Origin of the sequence: Oculatella sp. LEGE 06141 (genome assembly GCF_015207605.1) — a bacterium.
Classification (GTDB): Bacteria; Cyanobacteriota; Cyanobacteriia; order Elainellales; family Elainellaceae; genus Oculatella.
Genome location: NZ_JADEWO010000001.1, coordinates 40296 through 56384, shown reverse-complemented (window position 1 = coordinate 56384; position 16089 = coordinate 40296). Strand labels below are relative to the sequence as shown.

Sequence of the window (16089 nt, the reverse complement as noted above, 5' to 3'; positions counted from 1 at the left end):
GTTTGATATTTATCGTGAGATTCGTGCCAACTTGCTAGGCTAGGCATTACCCAAAGCAAACGTCGATCGCTGTCTGGTTTCAAGTTTGGCGCTTGCAGCGGATGCCAAACTATTGATTACGAACTATTACCGAGTGATATGAACTGATAGTGATATGAACGTTCCGGTTTTAGATGCTCGAAACCTGGCGATTGAGTTTCCCACTGAATCTGGTCTGGTTCGTGCTGTGCAAAATATCTCTTTCACGCTGTTTGCTGGCGAAACATTGGGGATTGTGGGGGAATCCGGGTCAGGCAAGTCGGTGACCTCGCTGGCGGTGATTGGGCTATTGCCCCACTCGGCTCGTATTAGCGGCGAGCTTTGGTTTCAGCACCCGCAGCGATCGCAAGCCACGCCAGTCAATTTACTGACGCTCAGCAATTCAGAACGGCGAAGCTATCGGGGGGGTGTTGTCTCAATGGTGTTTCAAGAACCCATGACCTCGCTCAACCCGGTTTTTACCTGTGGAGCGCAGGTGATTGAGGCAATCAGGCTTCATTCGAGTCTGTCTCAGGAGAGTGCCTACACACGAGCGCTAGAGCTATTTCGGGAAGTGAAGCTGCCCGATGCCGAGACGATGATGCAGCGTTATCCGCATCAGCTTTCGGGGGGGCAACAGCAGCGGGTGATGATTGCCATGGCGTTGAGCGGTAATCCGGCAGTGCTGATTGCAGATGAGCCAACCACTGCGCTGGATGTGACGATTCAGGCGACGATTTTGGAGCTGTTGCGGGAAATTCGCGATCGCCGTCAGATGTCTATCCTGTTCATCACGCATGATATGGGGGTGGTTGCCGAAATTGCCGATCGCGTCATGGTGATGTATCGCGGGCGGGCGGTAGAAACTGCAACAGTGTATGACCTGTTTTCCAATCCTCAGCATCCCTATACCAGGGGGTTACTTAGTTGCCGTCCGCGCCCGGCTCAGCAGCTTAAGCGGTTGCCAACCGTAGCAGACTTCATGCAAGTGACGACCAACGCATCCGGAGAAATTGAGATTGTTTCGCGCATCCCCGATCCGGCTCAGACCCAAACCCTCTGGATAGAAGTGTCTGAAGCTGAGCAGCGATCGCACGAACAGCAGTTGTTGCAGCAGTCTCCATTATTATCGGTGCAGCACTTGACCAAAAGCTTTCCCGTGAGAACAGGGCTGTTTGGTCGCAAAACAGCCCTCAAAGCGGTCGATAACGTCAGCTTCGAGGTTTATCCCGGCGAAACGCTAGGGCTAGTAGGAGAATCGGGCTGCGGTAAAACGACCCTCAGCCGGGTACTGTTGCGGTTGCTTGAACCAACCGCAGGTGATGTCTTCTTTGATGGCGCGTCGGTCTTCCAGCAAAACGATGAGCAAATGCGGCGGCTGCGACGACAAATGCAAATTGTGTTCCAGAATCCGTTTGGTTCAATGGACCCACGCCAAAGCATTGGTGCGTCGTTAATGGAACCGATGATCATTCATGAGGTGGGCGGTTCGCGGGCAGAACGATGGCAGCGATCGGTTTCCTTGCTGGAGCGGGTTGGGTTAGATGAAAGCGCCATGAACCGGATGCCCCATGAGTTCTCTGGCGGTCAGCGACAGCGGATTTGTATTGCCCGCACGTTAGCCTGTGAACCGCGATTTATTGTTTGCGACGAGTCGGTTTCAGCCCTGGATGTTTCGGTACAGGCGCAGGTGTTGAACCTGCTGCGGGATTTGCAGGGAGAGTTTGGTTTAACCTATATTTTCATTTCTCACGATTTGGGGGTCGTAAAATTTGTTAGCGATCGCATCATGGTGATGAATCGGGGGCGGATCGAAGAGATTGGTCTAGCCAGCTCAATCTATAACTCGCCGCAAACGGAATACACCCGCCAGCTCATTCGGGCTATTCCCGATGCCACGTTAGAAGAAATTCAAGAGCGGCAATCCCGTCGCCTGATCGCATCCAACACGCCCTGAAACACCGCATCAGGTTTACACAATACATTTGCACAATAAAAAAGCGTGGTTGCCTCTGTTGAGTTTGAAGCACCACGCTAGTTTTAAAGCCAGTTGTTACGGTTTAGCCTTCTCTTCTCAACGCTGCTTCCACCTGGCTTAACTCTCTTTCCAGTCGAGTCTTCAACTTGTCTGGAACAGGACGGTTGGGATAAGAGCTGTAGTGTCCGGCCAGCGAGTTTAGTGCCGTTCTCATCGTCGTGTAGGAGCTGAGCTTTGCCACTGAACTGTCTCGGCGGTAGCGAGACGCAAAGTTGTTGATCATCTGGCGGGCATCGGCCTGCGCGCTGGTTTTGGTGGGTGAATCATCTGGCAGCTCGATCGCTGTTCTTAAGGTGTTCACTAGCGCTAGCGTATCATCGCGGTAGTTACCCGAAAGACCTGCGGGCGTATTTGAACAGCCGGTTAACCCAATCACAAACACCAGAGCCAGAACAACCAATCGAGACAAGATTCTCTTCATAAAACCTCAGCGGTAAAGGGCAAGACACTCGTTTGAATAGCTTAAGTTAACGGTTGCTAACAAAGGGGATCAAACATTTATTGCCGATTTTATCTTGAACTGAGGATACAAAAACTTAAAATTGGAGACTTATACCGAGCGACAGATCGTTCGTACCCTCCTTCCATTACTGTCTATTGCTGTTGAGATTGCTGCCGTTCCTTCAGCTTCAATAATATTTCGGCATGAACTTCACGGGTGATGGGATAGAAGTAAGCCAGCACCAATCCCAACACTAGCGCCACGGTTGGTATAGGGCCGATCGCCACTCGAATGGCAAGTAATGCTGCATCGGGTTGGGTTGGTGCGGCTTGTCCAGCCGTTGTTTCAATAAAGCCAGCCGCTTCCAGCGATTGCCCTACTACAAATAAACCGATCGCCAGCCCGATCTTTTGCAGCAGCACCATAAATCCGTAAAAAACGCCTTCCCGCCGTTGCCCTGTGTTTAACTCGTCCAGTTCAATCACGTCGGGCACCATTGACCAAGGCACCAGATAGGCAGTCGAGACACCGACTCCTGCCATTATGGCTAACGGATAGATTAGAGAAGCCTGCTCAGGCTGCAAGAAAAATAGCCCTCCCTGTGCCACAATCCACAGCCCCATTCCCATAAAGTAAACCGCTCGCTTGCCAATTCTGGCGCTAACGGCACTCCAGACAAACAGCATCAGCAGAGCGGTACCCTGAACTGCGATCGCCACCTGAGTGAAAACAGCAGCCGACAATCCCATCCAGCTCACCACAAAATAAGGCAGGATGGCGGCTGTGACTTGGACGGCCAGCCAGGAGCACAGGTAAATGCCGATGACGAAAAGGTAAGGACGGTTGTTAAACGCAATCCGAAACTGAGCTAACAACGGAATGTTCTCTGACGCTTCAGTTTGTTGCCGTCTAGCTTCTGTCGCTGCAACCCGTTGGCGCGTGCCAAACACGCACCAGTAGAGCGGCAATGTGGAAATGACTGCACAGATTGCCCCCAAGACAAAATATTGTCTGCCTGTATCCTCTGGAATCGCCGAAAAAATAATTTGTGCCAAAACCAGCGACAGAATGCTGCCTCCAATTGAAAACGCAAAGCGATAGCTGTTCAGGCTGGTACGCTCGTTGTAATCTTGCGTCAGTTCTGGAGTGAGAGCCGTATAGGGCAGGTTAACGACGGTATAGAAGGCATTAAACAAAATGCTAATTCCGACGTAATACCAAAATAAGCCCCACTGTTGAGCGGATGCTTCCTCGCTAAACTGAGGGACAATCCACTGCAAAAAGAAGAAAATGCCAAAGGGAATTGCGCCAAACAGCATCCACGGGTGCCGTCTGCCCCAGCGAGACTGGGTGCGATCGCTCAAAACGCCCACAATCGGGTCATTGATGGCATCCCACACTTTGCCAATCAAGAGGACGCTGCCAGCCAGTCCTGCACTTAATCCTGCCACATTGGTGAGAAAAAACAGGAGAAAAAACGCCAGAACATTGGCTGTGATCGCAGGTCCCAAGTCTCCGGCACCATAGGCTAACTTGGTGCTGAAGTTCAGCTTGTCTGACTTTGGTTCAGAACTGGCAGACGATTGACTCATAGGTAGGCTTGAATAAACAGATCGAAAACAGAGAACAGGTTAATGTCCAGCGTGCATGAATGCCTGAAGCTTAAATCTTATAGGTTTAGTTCGACCAGGTTTAGTTCGGCTCGTTCGGCTGGGTAGATGGAAGTATGCCCAATTCTAGACCTCCTGGATCTCTACAGTACGCTTCCTCTCGAATCGGAGTAGAAAGATTAACTGTAGGCCATCCGGCTGTCGGTTGTATGATGCTTTTCAACGCTGCAAGTGAATCAAACTAGCTATGCCAGACCTTCATATTTCTTGGTCAGACTACTATCAAAAAATTGAGCAACTCGCCGTCCAAATTTATGAGTCGAACTGGACGTTCAACCAGATCGTTTGCCTTGCCAAAGGGGGATTGCGGGTTGGAGACGTTCTGGCTCGCATCTACGACTTGCCGCTTGCCATATTAGCAACCTCTTCGTACGGAGGGCTGAACAACCAGGTGCGAGGCTCAGTCACGTTTTCCCGCGACCTCACCATGACCACGGCCAATCTGGGGAGCCATGTTTTGTTAGTAGATGATCTGGTTGATTCGGGCGTGACCCTGAACCGCACGTTGGTTTGGCTCGATCGCCAATACGGGTTCTATATTGATGAAGTTCGTACTGCCGTTCTGTGGTACAAAGATTGCTCTGTAATCAAGCCCGATTACTACGTTGATTACCTGGGCGATAACCCCTGGATTCACCAACCGTTTGAGGTCTACGAACAGACCAGCCCATCCGAACTTGCGGCCAGCTTCAAAACACCGTCAGACGCAAAGAAGTAGCCACACGGCCTTAAGCAAACGACTTGGGTGATGGCGCGATCGAAGCGGGCGATAGGTCTAGAAGCGCTTTTGAGGCAATCGCACCAAAAGCGATCGCCTCAAAAGTGCCTCGAAGTTCAGCCATTGATTTAGCTGGGAACGGCCATTCCCCGCTGCACAGCGGGGCGTTGAGCAATGGTTTCAACCCATCGCTTCAAGTGGGGATGGTTCTCAAGCGTGAGTTGTTGAAACTCGTAAATGGCGACCCAGGGATAGGTAGCAATATCGGCGATCGAATACTCTCCGCAAATAAATTCCTGCTCTGCAAGCTGTCGGTCTAATACCCCGTAGAGGCGCAGCGTCTCTTTTTCGTAGCGGTCGATCGCATAGGGAATGGTTTCGGGCGCAAAGCGGCGAAAATGGTTGAGTTGTCCAAACATGGGGCCGACGCTGGCCATTTGAAACATCAGCCATTCGAGCACCTGAAAGCGGTGTTTCTGTGCTGTGGGCAGCAGTTGTCCTGTTTTCTCGGCCAGGTAAATCAAAATTGCGCCCGATTCAAACACTGTGATGTCGGCATCTGAGTCAACGATCGCCGGAATCTTGCTGTTGGGATTGATGGCAATAAATTCTGGGGTAAACTGCTCATTCTTGCTGATGTCGATCGTATGCACGTTATAGGGTAGACCCACTTCCTCCAGCATGATGGAGGCTTTGCGGCCATTCGGGGTAGTGAAGGTGTAGAGGTCGATCATGAGGGTAGATGATGTGGTGACATCAGCCTATCACGGAGTTTTGTCGCCCTGAGCAGCCTGGAGATGCCGCCCCTGTCTCCCACGGTTCAGCGGATTCCACTGAGTGCTGTCTAATATTAGTTTTTCAAATCTCTCAGTTTCTACTGTTCGCTTCTGTAGTTGTCCCTAGAATAATTCTCTCAAGGCGGTTAAGTCGGTTGAAGCTTCAGTACATTTACGGAGTGGCCTTACCGCCAAACGGGCGCTTGTTGATATGAAGGGTGGATTCTGCCTAGCTTTAAAGAAGATCGTTTAAAGTTCCGTTCAAGATCGATTCAGTTTCAAAAAACACGAGTAAGGTAGTAACTGTAAGCAGACGCCCCCAAGCTTGTGTCTCGGCTTAACTCAATTTCACTTATGTGTTCCCGCTAAGCCCTGAACTATTTTGATGTAGCTACTAAGCAAGAAATTCTTATGAAACTTCAGCGCATTCCTACCTGTTTTAGTTTGCTAGCTTGCAGCTTGGTGACTCTATCTGGTGCGCCTGCTCAAGCGTTCTCTTTCACCACAAACTTTGAGGGTTCGTCTCCCAAAGGAGACATTTTCCTCAAGTCTGTGACGTTGACCGATGGCACCGTGGTTAACAACTTTTCCCTGGTCAATGCTGCCAAAATTGTTAGCAACGACCTGTGGACAGGCGGTAACTCCGGTGCGGCCAGTGCCGATATGGGTGACAACGCTACCGTAGGGATTTCCAAAGAGAACCCCACCGACTCCGATATTGCAACCGCTTTGGGTAATCTTAACCTCAACAGCATTATCGATACAGAGGACTCGGGGAAATCTATCATCAACGTTTTCTTTGAGCGAGCCGTTGATACGTTGTTCTTCTGGGAGCGTGGACAAAACAGCCATATGGATGTTCAGGCGATCGACAAGAACGGCAACTTAGTTGGAAACCTGCTCAACCTCTATTCCAGCAACTGGAATTATGCTGGCTATAGCATTGATACCAAAGAAATTAGTGGTGCCCAAAAGGTAGGGTCGCTAGGCATCACCCTGGCTGATCTGGGTCTGTCTGACTCAATCGCCGGACTGCAAATTACCAGCAAGAAGACCTACAACGGCCCCGATTGGAAGGTGGTTGGTTCTGCTTCTGCTTCTGCTAGCGTGCCTGAACCTGCAACGTTGGCTGGTTTGGGAGTGGTGGCTGGTTTAATCGCCACGTCTCGTCGCAAAGTGATGAAACAGGCGTAAGCAACCATTGGAGCATTACTTAACCCATTGCTCCAACCTGTCTTGAGACCAAACTGTTTAGATCGTATAGATTCCTTTATGAAGTCTCCCTGGCTCTGTGGCTGAGGGAGATTTTTTGTTTAATTTTTCTTTGTCTTGCAGGTTGATGTGCTACTGCTATATCTCTTTTCTACCGCAGTGATGTACGCTCGCCAACCACCCCATTGTGTGATTTCTCGCTGGTTTTCGCAGAGGAAGGGTTCACCCAATACGCCTAATACCACTTCGCCATCAGCCAGGTAAACTTTGCCGATGCATAATCCAGGCGGTTCCTGGAGCAAAATGCTGCTAATGCCTTCTGCGGATATTGTCCAAATTTCAACGGCGATCGCCCCGCCTCCTGCTTTAACTTGCAGCATGGCTGGATGCCGATCGTTGATTGACCACAGCCGATAAATGGGTAGAGTCCAGGCTTCTCGAACAAATTGGGCATTTACCGTTTGCAGATTGGCATTTAGTTCCAGTCCTCGCATGAGGGTGCCATTTACTGCCAGATGTAATAGATCCATCTCACACCAATGATGTTATTGAACGTTCCGTTCAGACGGCTGTACTGAAGGGATGGGCGATCGCAGCGGTTGTCGTTAAGCGTGTGATCACAGCTTGGGCTGGAGCCGTCCAGCCTACAATGCCGCCTTGTGCCCGTACCATTTCCAGGGTGGCCTGTTTGAATGCCGGGAAGTAGCTTTCGGTGCAGTCTTCTACCATGAGGCATTCATAGCCGCGATCGTTTGCTTCTCGCATCGTGGTTTGAACGCACACTTCCGTCGTCACGCCTGTAATCAACAGGTGGGTGATGCCCTTCTCCTGCAAAATGCGCTCCAGGTCGGTGTTGTAAAACGCCCCTTTTCCGGGCTTGTAAATCACCGTTTCGCTGGATAGGGGTAATAGTTCAGGAATGATACCGTTGCCCGGTTCGCCTTGGATCAGAATGCGCCCCATTGGCCCCGCGTCACCAATTTTGAGGGTTCCATTGCCTCGACTGCGTTTGGCAGGAGGGCAATTCGACAAATCAGGGGTGTGGCATTCGATGGTATGAATGACGGTTAGGTTGAGCGATCGCACGGTGTCCAACAGGTGCTTGAGAGTTGGGACGATCGCCTGTAATCGCTGCACATCATTACCAAGGGCATCTCCAAACCCGCCGGGTTCAAGGAAATCCCGCTGCATGTCGATGATAACCAGTGCCAGTTGGTTTAAATCAGCCGGAAGTTCATAGTCGTAGGGCAATGCCGGGATAGTCATAGAGAGAACGCTAAAAGGACATCGAAGCAACGGCAATAGTGACAGCAAGATACCTTAGATACCTGGGGGCACGCTGGCGGGTTTAATGACCTGCCATGCTGCGTCCAATGGCGGCAAAATCGGCTTCAGCGATCGAGCTTTCATAAACAAACTCGCCACCGCTAATCACCATGATGCGATCGGACAACTTCAACAGCTCGTCCAGGTCTTCGCTGACTAACAGAACGGCTACCCCTTGATTTCGAGCCGCTACAATCTGGTCGTGGATAAACTCGACTGCTGCAAAATCCAGCCCAAAGCAAGGGTTAGCGGCAATTAACAAGTTGATGTGCTGAGCCGATAATTCTCTGGCTAACACCGCACGCTGCACGTTGCCGCCAGAGAGGTTGCTAATGGGCGTTTCTGGAGACGGTGTTTTAACCGAAAACTGTTGAATTAAGCCCTGTGCCATCTGCCGAATGGCTTTGAGGATGAGCAGCACGCCGTGGGACTGGGGGGTGCGATCGAACGTGCGTAGCGCCATATTTTCGGCCACCGTCATATGGGGCACACAGGCATTTCGCAAGGGTTCCTCTGGTAGGGCAAAGACCTTGTGCTTAAACATCTCGGCACGAGTGGCGCGGTAAGGACTACCGCTAACTACAATCTGCCCGGAGGTGGCGACCCGCTGTCCGGCCAACACTTCGACTAACTCGCGCTGGCCGTTGCCAGAAATTCCGGCAATACCCACAATTTCGCCACTGTGAACCGTGAGACTAACGCCACAAACCGCTTCAATCCCATTGTCTTTGTTGGCATGAATCTCTTTAATTTCAAGAACCGCTTTTGGATCAGGGTGAATCGTTTTTTCAACCGGGTTGGGTTCTCGCCGTTCTCCCATCATCATTTCGGCCATGTCTGCAACCGATAAATCTTTGACGAACCCGTGTCCGGCAAATTTGCCTTTTCGCAGCACCGTGACTTCATCGACAAATGCCGTCACCTCGCGGAATTTGTGGCTAATCATCAAGACGCTGAGCTTGCCAGCCGTCACTTCTTCGCGGATCAAGCCCAACACCTCATCGGCTTCACCGGGCGTTAACACCGAGGTGGGTTCATCCAGAATGAGAATTTTGCTTTTGAGGTAAAGCTGCTTCAGAATTTCGAGCTTTTGCTTTTGACCTGCGGCGAGCTGGGCGATCGGCACATCGAGCGGCACCTGGAACGGAGCCGTATCCATAAAGGTCTGGAGCTGCTCGTATTCGCGCTGCCAATTGATCACATTGGCCGAGTCATACCGAGATAAAACCAGGTTTTCGGCCACGGTCATTGCTGGCACAGAGGTGAAGTGCTGATAGACCATACCAATGCCATATTTGTGGGCATCGCGGGGGCTGGCGATCGTTTGTGTTTGCTTGTCGATCAGCACTTTGCCAGAGGTTGGCATGTAGAAGCCCATGATGCACTTTACCAGTGTGCTTTTACCCGCGCCGTTTTCTCCCAGCAATGCATGAAAGGTTCCCGGCTTCAGGTGCAGCGAAACGTTATCCAGGGCAACCAGGCTACCAAACTGCTTGGTCATGTTGAGAACTTCTAGCTCTGGTGGCTTTTCTAGTTCAACAGTGGTGGGTCTTGAGGTCACAGTGGTCATGGCGTTTACCAGAGGGAGTGGAACTGTAAAGTCAGCGATCGGGGAGATAACCGCACGATTCAATCCGTAACGGTACGGTTACAACGGCTGGATTGCATTGAGGACAGCAATGGAATCGGCAACGGCTCCAAACACGCCGCCCTGCATTTTGACCATGCTAAGGGCAGCTAAGTGATTGCTGTAGTCGGTGGCTCCGGTGCAGTCTGAGAGAAGAAGGCATTCGTAGCCGCGATCGTTGGCATCTCGCATGGTGGTGTGAACGCAGACATCGGTGGTAATGCCGGCCAGGAGAATGTTTTGGATGCCCTGCCGCTTGAGCAACAAATCCAAATCGGTGGCGTAGAAAGACCCTTTCCCCGGTTTATCGATCACGGGTTCGCCCGGCAGCGGTGCTAACTCTGGAATGATGTCCCATCCCGGTTCGCCCCGCACTAAAATTTTGCCGCAAGGGCCAGGATCGCCAATTCCGGCACCAATTTGGCGCGATCGCCACCGCTTGTTGTCTGGCAAGTCGGCTAGGTCGGGACGGTGTCCCTCGCGGGTGTGCATAATGTGGAATCGTCGTTCCCGCATAGCCGCTAGCAGGGTTTTTAGGGGGGCGATCGGGGCGCGAGTGAGCGCGAGGTCATAGCCCATCTGATCTACATAACCACCCTTGCCGCAGAAATCGATCTGCATATCAATGATCAGCAAGACCGTGTTATCAGGACGAAGATCGCCGTTGTAAGGATAGGGATAGGGTTCCGCTTCAACAAAAATTCCCATGCGGTAGTCTCCGGGGACGTGGGAGAAACGAAATGATGTTCATTGGGAGAAGTACAGACCTTTCTCAGTCAGAATCGGTAAGAAAAGGGGCGAAACGATGAGGCGGAGACGCTTATCCTTCGTCCCATCCTTAAATCCTTTAGTTATCCGTTCCTAGTGCGCCAGGAACTCCAGTTAACGTTCGCTTGGGCGAACAGGTGATGATCATGATGATCAACGTCAAAATGTAAGGAGCGGCGTTAAAAAGGTAATAGCCTTGTTCAATCCCGACCGACTGCAACGCAGGGCCAAGCGCTTGAGCGCCCCCAAATAGCAGGGATGCCCAGAGGCACTGGATCGGGTTCCAGCGGGCAAAGATCACCAGGGCTACTGCCATCAGCCCCTGACCGCTAGAGATTCGTTCTGTCCACACGCCGGGGTAGTAAAGCGACAGAGATGCGCCGCCAATTCCGGCTAAGAAACTGCCAGCGACAACGCTGAGCATACGGACATTGAAAATTGATAAACCCATCGCCCTTGCGGCATCGGGGCTGTCACCCACGGCGCGAATAAACAAACCCCAGCGGGTTGATTTGAAGAACCAATGCAGGAACGGGGCGATCGCCACACCCAACAAAAACAGAGGGCTAATTTGTAAGGCAGATTGCAGTGCCGGAGGGGCACCCGCCGCTGCTAAATTAATAGTGGCTAACTGGGGAGCCGAGGGCTGAATGAATGGCTTGCCCAGGAAGAAAGCCAGCCCGCTACCAAAGACAATCATGGCAATGCCAACCGCCACATCGTTGACCCTCGGTTGCTGAGACAACCACCCGTGAATTAGCCCCAAAAACACTCCGGCAATGCCAGCCACCAGCACCCCTAACCAGGGCGATCCGGTTAAATAGGAAATCGCGTAGGCGCTCATGGCTCCCATCAATAGCGTTCCTTCCAGCCCCAGGTTAATTTTGCCGCTCTTTTCGGTGAGGCATTCTCCCAAACTGACAAACAGGAAGGGCGTGCCACCGCGCATGGTGCCTGCGGCGATCGCCAAGGGAACTCCCCACCAACCTAATGCTTCTGCTGCCACAACCTAATCCTCCAACGTTAAAGGTTTGAGATCTGAGGACGAGAACTCAGTTTGTTGCATCTGCTTGCATCACTCAATCCCCATGCGGTCATCATGCCTGTGATTATGTGATTAACTGACCACGACAGGTTCTTGCCCTGGGCTGGGGGGCGGTGCCGGGGGGGCAACCATGGCTGCTGGCTTCTCCCTAAAGAAGGGAAGCTTGCCATACAGCGATTCGCTATACAGCACCACCAGGAACACTAATCCTTGAAAAACCAGTACTGTTGCGTCGGGTAAACCGTGCGTCCGCTGTAAGATGCCACCGCTTGCCAAAATACCGCCCACCAGGACAGATACCAGAGCAGCGGCCAGGGGATTATGGCGAGCAATAAAGGCCACCAGAATACCGCCGTATCCATATCCTGCGTTGAGCGATTCGTTGGCTGTGCCGTGAACGGCTGCCACCTCGACCATGCCAGCCAGTCCCGCGCAGGAGCCTGCTAAAAAGCAGATAGCAACAGTGAGTTTGCCAACGGGAAGCCCTGCAATTCGCGCGGCGCGAATGTTGCCCCCGGCGGTGCGAGCCGCAAAGCCAAACGTGGTGCGCTGAATCAAGAAATAGGCGATAACGCACGCGACCAAGCCGTAGACCAACCCCCAATGAACGCGAGTGCCGGGAATGCTTTGCAGCATGTTGACGGCGGCGATCGGGTACGTTGCGGGTTTGTTGAGTGAACTGGGGTCGCGCATGGGGCCGCCCACCAGGTGGTTTAGCAGGGCGATCGCAATATAGTTCAGCAACAAACTGCTAATCGTTTCATTAACGGCTCGATAGTGACGCAACGCGCCCACCGCGCCGATCCACAGGCCGCCAGCAACCATAGCGGCGATCGCCATGCCAATTTGTACCACCAGAGGCGGGGCGGTAGAAATGCCAAGGCCGAGCGCTACAGCACCAATCCCGCCCACAACCAATGCCCCTTCATTACCGATAATTACTAGTCCCAATCGGGCTGGTAATGCAGTACACAGGGCACTTAGCATTAAAGGAGCCGCGCGAATGAGCGTGTTTTGGAAACTCGTCCAGCGACCAAATGCCGCTTTCCAGATGGAGCCATACACCTCAAACGGATTCGCTCCCACGACTGCACAAAAGATGCCAAATAGCACCAGCGACGCTAATACAGCAGCGATCGGCAAACAAGCAGATTCAAGCTTTCTGCGCCAAACGTGAGTGACCATAGGTGAAAATAATAGAAAATCAGCATGAAACGGGAGGGGAAAACCTGACCCCCTCAATGAAGCTCAAACCGTGAAGTCTTTGCTGCTTGAGGCTTTTGAGGGTTAGCTAACGCTACCAATTACGCCCTCTACGAGATAATTCATCTGCTCCAGCTTTGGATCTTGCTGCTTTAACTCTTCGGCTGAGGTAACCACAACCTTGCCCGTGTTGTCTTTGACTTCGCCTTTGTAGATCACCAGGCTACCGTCTTGAAACTGAGCCAAGGCCGCATCAGCCGCTTGCTTGGCCTCGGCGCTGACCGCTGGCCCATAATCTGACAGTTTGCAGAAGCCTTCCTTGATGCCGCCTCGCACCACATGGGGAATGCTGCCATCGGTCAGCGTTTTTCCAGCCCGAATATCTTCGGCGTATTTGGAATAAACCGTGGTCCAATCCCACTCTGCTCCGGTGAGATAGCCTTTAGCCGCCAGTTCAGCCTGATTGGCATGATAACCAGTCGAAAAAATACCGCGCCTCTCTGCCGTTTCCATGACGACTTTGGGGCTATCTACATGACAGGTCAAAACGTCAATGCCTTGATCTGCCATGCTGTTTGCCGCTTCAGCTTCTTTGACGGGTTCTGCCCAGTTACCAGTGAAGATTACCTGTGTGGTGGTTTCTGGTTTGACGCTGCGGGCACCCAGTGTAAAGCTGTTGATGTTGCGTAACACCTGGGGAATGGGTTTAGCGGCAATAAAACCAAGCTTGCCGGTTTTGGAGGTCATGGCAGCAACGATGCCCGAAACATATTGTGCTTCGTCGATGTAACCGTAATAACTGCCGACGTTTTTAGGATGAACGCCATCCTGATACAGGCCACCGCAATGGAAAAACTGCACCTCTGGGTATTCTTCTGCCAGTTTCAGGATGTGCGGATCGAAATAGCCGAATGAAGTGGGAAAGACAGCTACTGCTCCATCTAGGTCAATCATGCTTCGCATTGACTCTTCCACGGAGGTTGTTTCTGGAACGTTCGCTTCTTCAACGATGGTTAACCAGTTGTATTTGGCGGCAATGCCTGCTGCCCCTTCTGCATGAGCCTGGTTATATCCATAATCATCTTTGGGACCGACATAAATGAATCCCAGAGTAATAGAGTCGCTGCCATCAGCGCCGCTGGCACCCTCTGATGCCGATCGACTGCACCCTGTACCCAGCTTGGCGGTTACTCCGAATGCGGTAGTGGCGAGAAGGCCGCGAATAACCTGACGCCGAGACAAGCCTAAGAACCGTTGATTGCTCACTTTTGTGCTCCCTCAGAACAGGATGACCAAACTAGACTGCCAGGAATTACGCTGCGGATTCTTAGACGTTGTTGCCTAAGTCTTACTTTTGGGAGGCGCGATCGCCCCCATAGACCGGGTATATTCGTCTCGCTATTCAATGCTGAGTTTGCGTTGGAAAGCGATCGACTCCCTGCCCCTCTCTATAGTTCAGTGGCCTCATGCTGTAATTCCTGCATGACTCGTTGCTTAACTTGCTTAACTGTTGCCAGATGCTTGCTTCACTGAAGCGCTTATGGCGGCTAGGTTACATCACTGGTGTGAAGAATCGGGGAAAAAAGTGGGAAGAAATCGGGAAGAACCGCCGTCTTAGAGGTATTGAAGCGATCGCTCAGGGTTTGCATCTGTCAGATCTGCAAATGTTTGACTTGCGGCAAAACCATCCGGTTCGGCTCTCGGCGGTAAGAGAGAGGAAATGAGGGGAAATCGCCAGGCCAACGGTAGCAACACCAATGGAACCCATCTGTCTACCTAAAGCGAGGTCAGGGTGTTTGGCGGTCAATCTTGTTCGGTCTACTGCTGGTAGTTTGGCCTTTGCTCAGGAGCGGACGACAGACTCTCGCGTTGGTTTAGCAACGGGGTTGCATTTTGGGAAGTCTGGATTTAGAAAGCCTCAGCGTGTAGATACCAATTGAAGCCTGTTGGCGTTGACTAAATAGCTGCTTTCAGGGAACGACCTAAATCATCAACGCATCGTGCTGCGTATTTCCTTCTCGATGTGATGTATGGATCAAAATCAAAATATTGACCTGATTATATTTGCGGTGTATGGGGTTTGCATCACATGGGTGTTGTACAACTCGATTGAATCCTTAGCCGAGCAGACCACCATTAGCTTTGATAAGGCAACTCTCGATCGGGCGCTGGCCGATATCCCGTTGAAGGACACTAACCTCAGTGATGTGGTCGATATTAAGTTCAAATTTAACGATCGATACCAATTTTCAGAGCAGCCTAAGACCCTGGCTCTTACCCTTGACAATAAATCTAAAAACATTTCTATCCGCATCGACTGGGATCAAAGCACATTAACAGATTATGCGAACCAGTCGCGTCGCGTGATCCGGCTGCCCTCCAATCGCCAAGTTGACTTGTCTCAACGCCAAATTTTTAGCATTGTGGCTCCGGGTGGCTCGCTGCGTGAAACCATTACCGCAGAAGATCTGTTGAAGCAAAAAGAAGATGGAACCTTAGAAGAAACGGCTCCAATTGTTGATATTGAAAAACTGCAAAAAGATGCTGAGTCTAAAAAAGCGTCGCAAAAGTTGAAGAACACCGTTGCCAGGTTTATGGACGGGAAGAAGCCGCTGCAATTTTCGTTGCGGCTGGCGTTGCGGTTTTTTGACTGGAAGGGAGAAGATATTACCGAGCATCTGGAATTTGTCACCTGCTACTTTTCCATCAAAAAACTGCCGTGGAGTGATCATCTGCCGTTTAACCCCAAGAAATAGGTGAACAGCATTCGCCAAGGCTAAAAGAAATACTGGCAATTCTTGTGATCAACGTGCGTTGTGAGTAGGCCGCTAAACTAGACTAGACATAAGGGAAGAGTAGGCGCAGGCGGTTGCAGACGTTCAGTCTGAGGAAAGTCCGGGCTCCCGAAAGACCAAACTTGCTGGGTAACGCCCAGTGCGGGTGACCGTGAGGATAGTGCCACAGAAACATACCGCCGATGGTGTTGAGGCGTGCTCCGTTACGTCTGGCATACAGGTAAGGGTGCAAGGGTGCGGTAAGAGCGCACCAGCAGCGTTGAGAGGCGCTGGCTCGGTAAACCCCGGTTGGGAGCAAGGCAGAAGGAGCTAAGGTTGGTCTTTTACCTGTTCCGGTAAGGGATATTTCCTTTACGAGTCCGCTTGAGGCGTTTGGTAACAAGCGTCCCAGATAGATAACTGCCCTCCTGCAATAGGAGAACAGAACCCGGCTTATGTCCGACTCCTCCCT

The 16089-nt window shown here is 51.6% G+C and carries 15 protein-coding genes, 1 other RNA gene and 1 pseudogene; 6 read left to right on the top strand and 11 right to left on the bottom strand.

What is annotated here, in order from left to right:
• Positions 1-154 precede the first annotated feature (154 nt).
• The gene (locus IQ268_RS00245) at positions 155-1975 is read left to right on the top strand and encodes an ABC transporter ATP-binding protein (RefSeq protein ID WP_193874341.1); all 1821 of its coding nucleotides are present in this window, start codon (positions 155-157) and stop codon (positions 1973-1975) included.
• A gap of 103 nt (positions 1976-2078) precedes the next feature.
• On the opposite strand, the gene psb27 is transcribed toward IQ268_RS00245, so the two are convergent.
• Positions 2079-2477, bottom strand: coding sequence for a photosystem II protein Psb27 (gene psb27, locus IQ268_RS00240; RefSeq protein WP_193874339.1), 399 nt, complete (start codon positions 2475-2477; stop codon positions 2079-2081).
• Between the two features lie 173 nt (positions 2478-2650).
• Positions 2651-4090: an MFS transporter gene (locus tag IQ268_RS00235; protein ID WP_193874337.1), complete on the bottom strand. Its 1440-nt coding sequence runs from the start codon at positions 4088-4090 to the stop codon at positions 2651-2653.
• Positions 4091-4355: 265 nt separating this feature from the next.
• Between IQ268_RS00235 and IQ268_RS00230 the strand changes: the two genes are divergently transcribed.
• Positions 4356-4886: a phosphoribosyltransferase gene (locus tag IQ268_RS00230; protein WP_193874335.1), complete on the top strand. Its 531-nt coding sequence runs from the start codon at positions 4356-4358 to the stop codon at positions 4884-4886.
• Positions 4887-5014: 128 nt separating this feature from the next.
• On the opposite strand, the gene IQ268_RS00225 is transcribed toward IQ268_RS00230, so the two are convergent.
• Positions 5015-5620: a glutathione binding-like protein gene (locus IQ268_RS00225; protein WP_193874333.1), complete on the bottom strand. Its 606-nt coding sequence runs from the start codon at positions 5618-5620 to the stop codon at positions 5015-5017.
• 453 nt (positions 5621-6073) lie between these two features.
• On the opposite strand from IQ268_RS00225, the gene IQ268_RS00220 reads away from it, so the two are divergent.
• Entirely contained in the window at positions 6074-6856 is a 783-nt protein-coding gene (locus tag IQ268_RS00220) for an exosortase-dependent surface protein XDP2 (protein ID WP_193874331.1), read from the top strand.
• Positions 6857-6975: 119 nt separating this feature from the next.
• Here IQ268_RS00220 and IQ268_RS32645 read toward each other — a convergent pair whose 3' ends face one another.
• From IQ268_RS32645 to IQ268_RS00185, 8 genes and pseudogenes are all read right to left on the bottom strand, one after another.
• Entirely contained in the window at positions 6976-7341 is a 366-nt protein-coding gene (locus IQ268_RS32645; RefSeq protein WP_370584632.1) for a glutamyl-tRNA amidotransferase, read from the bottom strand.
• Positions 7304-7396: pseudogene (locus IQ268_RS33290) on the bottom strand (hypothetical protein); the annotation flags it as partial. The gene IQ268_RS32645 and the pseudogene IQ268_RS33290, both read right to left, overlap by 38 nt.
• A 39-nt stretch (positions 7397-7435) precedes the next feature.
• Entirely contained in the window at positions 7436-8140 is a 705-nt protein-coding gene (locus tag IQ268_RS00210) for a cysteine hydrolase family protein (RefSeq protein WP_193874329.1), read from the bottom strand.
• 82 nt (positions 8141-8222) lie between these two features.
• A complete protein-coding gene (locus IQ268_RS00205) occupies positions 8223-9770 on the bottom strand; it encodes an ABC transporter ATP-binding protein (protein ID WP_193874327.1) in 1548 nt (515 codons plus the stop codon).
• Positions 9771-9848: 78 nt separating this feature from the next.
• A complete protein-coding gene (locus IQ268_RS00200; RefSeq protein WP_193874325.1) occupies positions 9849-10535 on the bottom strand; it encodes a cysteine hydrolase family protein in 687 nt (228 codons plus the stop codon).
• A 139-nt stretch (positions 10536-10674) separates the two neighbouring features.
• Positions 10675-11601, bottom strand: a complete 927-nt coding sequence (locus IQ268_RS00195; protein ID WP_193874324.1) for an ABC transporter permease — start codon at positions 11599-11601, stop codon at positions 10675-10677.
• A 111-nt stretch (positions 11602-11712) separates the two neighbouring features.
• A complete protein-coding gene (locus tag IQ268_RS00190) occupies positions 11713-12825 on the bottom strand; it encodes an ABC transporter permease (RefSeq protein ID WP_193874322.1) in 1113 nt (370 codons plus the stop codon).
• 102 nt (positions 12826-12927) lie between these two features.
• On the bottom strand, positions 12928-14109 hold the full coding sequence (locus IQ268_RS00185; RefSeq protein ID WP_193874320.1) for a BMP family ABC transporter substrate-binding protein: 1182 nt from the start codon (positions 14107-14109) through the stop codon (positions 12928-12930).
• A 251-nt stretch (positions 14110-14360) separates the two neighbouring features.
• Here IQ268_RS00185 and IQ268_RS00180 point away from each other — a divergent pair, with 251 nt between their 5' ends.
• The 3 genes from IQ268_RS00180 to rnpB all read left to right on the top strand — a co-directional run bounded on the left by IQ268_RS00180 (position 14361) and on the right by rnpB (position 16088).
• A complete protein-coding gene (locus IQ268_RS00180; protein WP_193874318.1) occupies positions 14361-14567 on the top strand; it encodes a hypothetical protein in 207 nt (68 codons plus the stop codon).
• A gap of 306 nt (positions 14568-14873) precedes the next feature.
• Positions 14874-15599 (top strand): hypothetical protein, encoded by a 726-nt coding sequence (locus tag IQ268_RS00175; RefSeq protein WP_193874316.1) that lies wholly within the window; start codon positions 14874-14876, stop codon positions 15597-15599.
• A gap of 96 nt (positions 15600-15695) precedes the next feature.
• Positions 15696-16088: RNase P RNA component class A (gene rnpB, locus IQ268_RS00170), an RNA gene on the top strand.
• Position 16089 lies beyond the last annotated feature (1 nt).

Bases quoted from the DNA above. Each gene is read 5' to 3' on its own strand.
- IQ268_RS00210 (WP_193874329.1), bottom strand. From the start codon at position 8,140: ATGACTATCCCGGCATTGCCCTACGACTATGAACTTCCGGCTGATTTA.
- IQ268_RS00190 (WP_193874322.1), bottom strand. From the start codon at position 12,825: ATGGTCACTCACGTTTGGCGCAGAAAGCTTGAATCTGCTTGTTTGCCG.
- IQ268_RS00175 (WP_193874316.1), top strand. From the start codon at position 14,874: ATGGATCAAAATCAAAATATTGACCTGATTATATTTGCGGTGTATGGG.
- IQ268_RS00235 (WP_193874337.1), bottom strand. From the start codon at position 4,090: ATGAGTCAATCGTCTGCCAGTTCTGAACCAAAGTCAGACAAGCTGAAC.
- IQ268_RS00225 (WP_193874333.1), bottom strand. From the start codon at position 5,620: ATGATCGACCTCTACACCTTCACTACCCCGAATGGCCGCAAAGCCTCC.
- IQ268_RS00230 (WP_193874335.1), top strand. From the start codon at position 4,356: ATGCCAGACCTTCATATTTCTTGGTCAGACTACTATCAAAAAATTGAG.
- IQ268_RS00220 (WP_193874331.1), top strand. From the start codon at position 6,074: ATGAAACTTCAGCGCATTCCTACCTGTTTTAGTTTGCTAGCTTGCAGC.
- IQ268_RS00180 (WP_193874318.1), top strand. From the start codon at position 14,361: ATGCTTGCTTCACTGAAGCGCTTATGGCGGCTAGGTTACATCACTGGT.
- IQ268_RS00205 (WP_193874327.1), bottom strand. From the start codon at position 9,770: ATGACCACTGTGACCTCAAGACCCACCACTGTTGAACTAGAAAAGCCA.
- psb27 (WP_193874339.1), bottom strand. From the start codon at position 2,477: ATGAAGAGAATCTTGTCTCGATTGGTTGTTCTGGCTCTGGTGTTTGTG.
- IQ268_RS00200 (WP_193874325.1), bottom strand. From the start codon at position 10,535: ATGGGAATTTTTGTTGAAGCGGAACCCTATCCCTATCCTTACAACGGC.
- IQ268_RS00245 (WP_193874341.1), top strand. From the start codon at position 155: ATGAACGTTCCGGTTTTAGATGCTCGAAACCTGGCGATTGAGTTTCCC.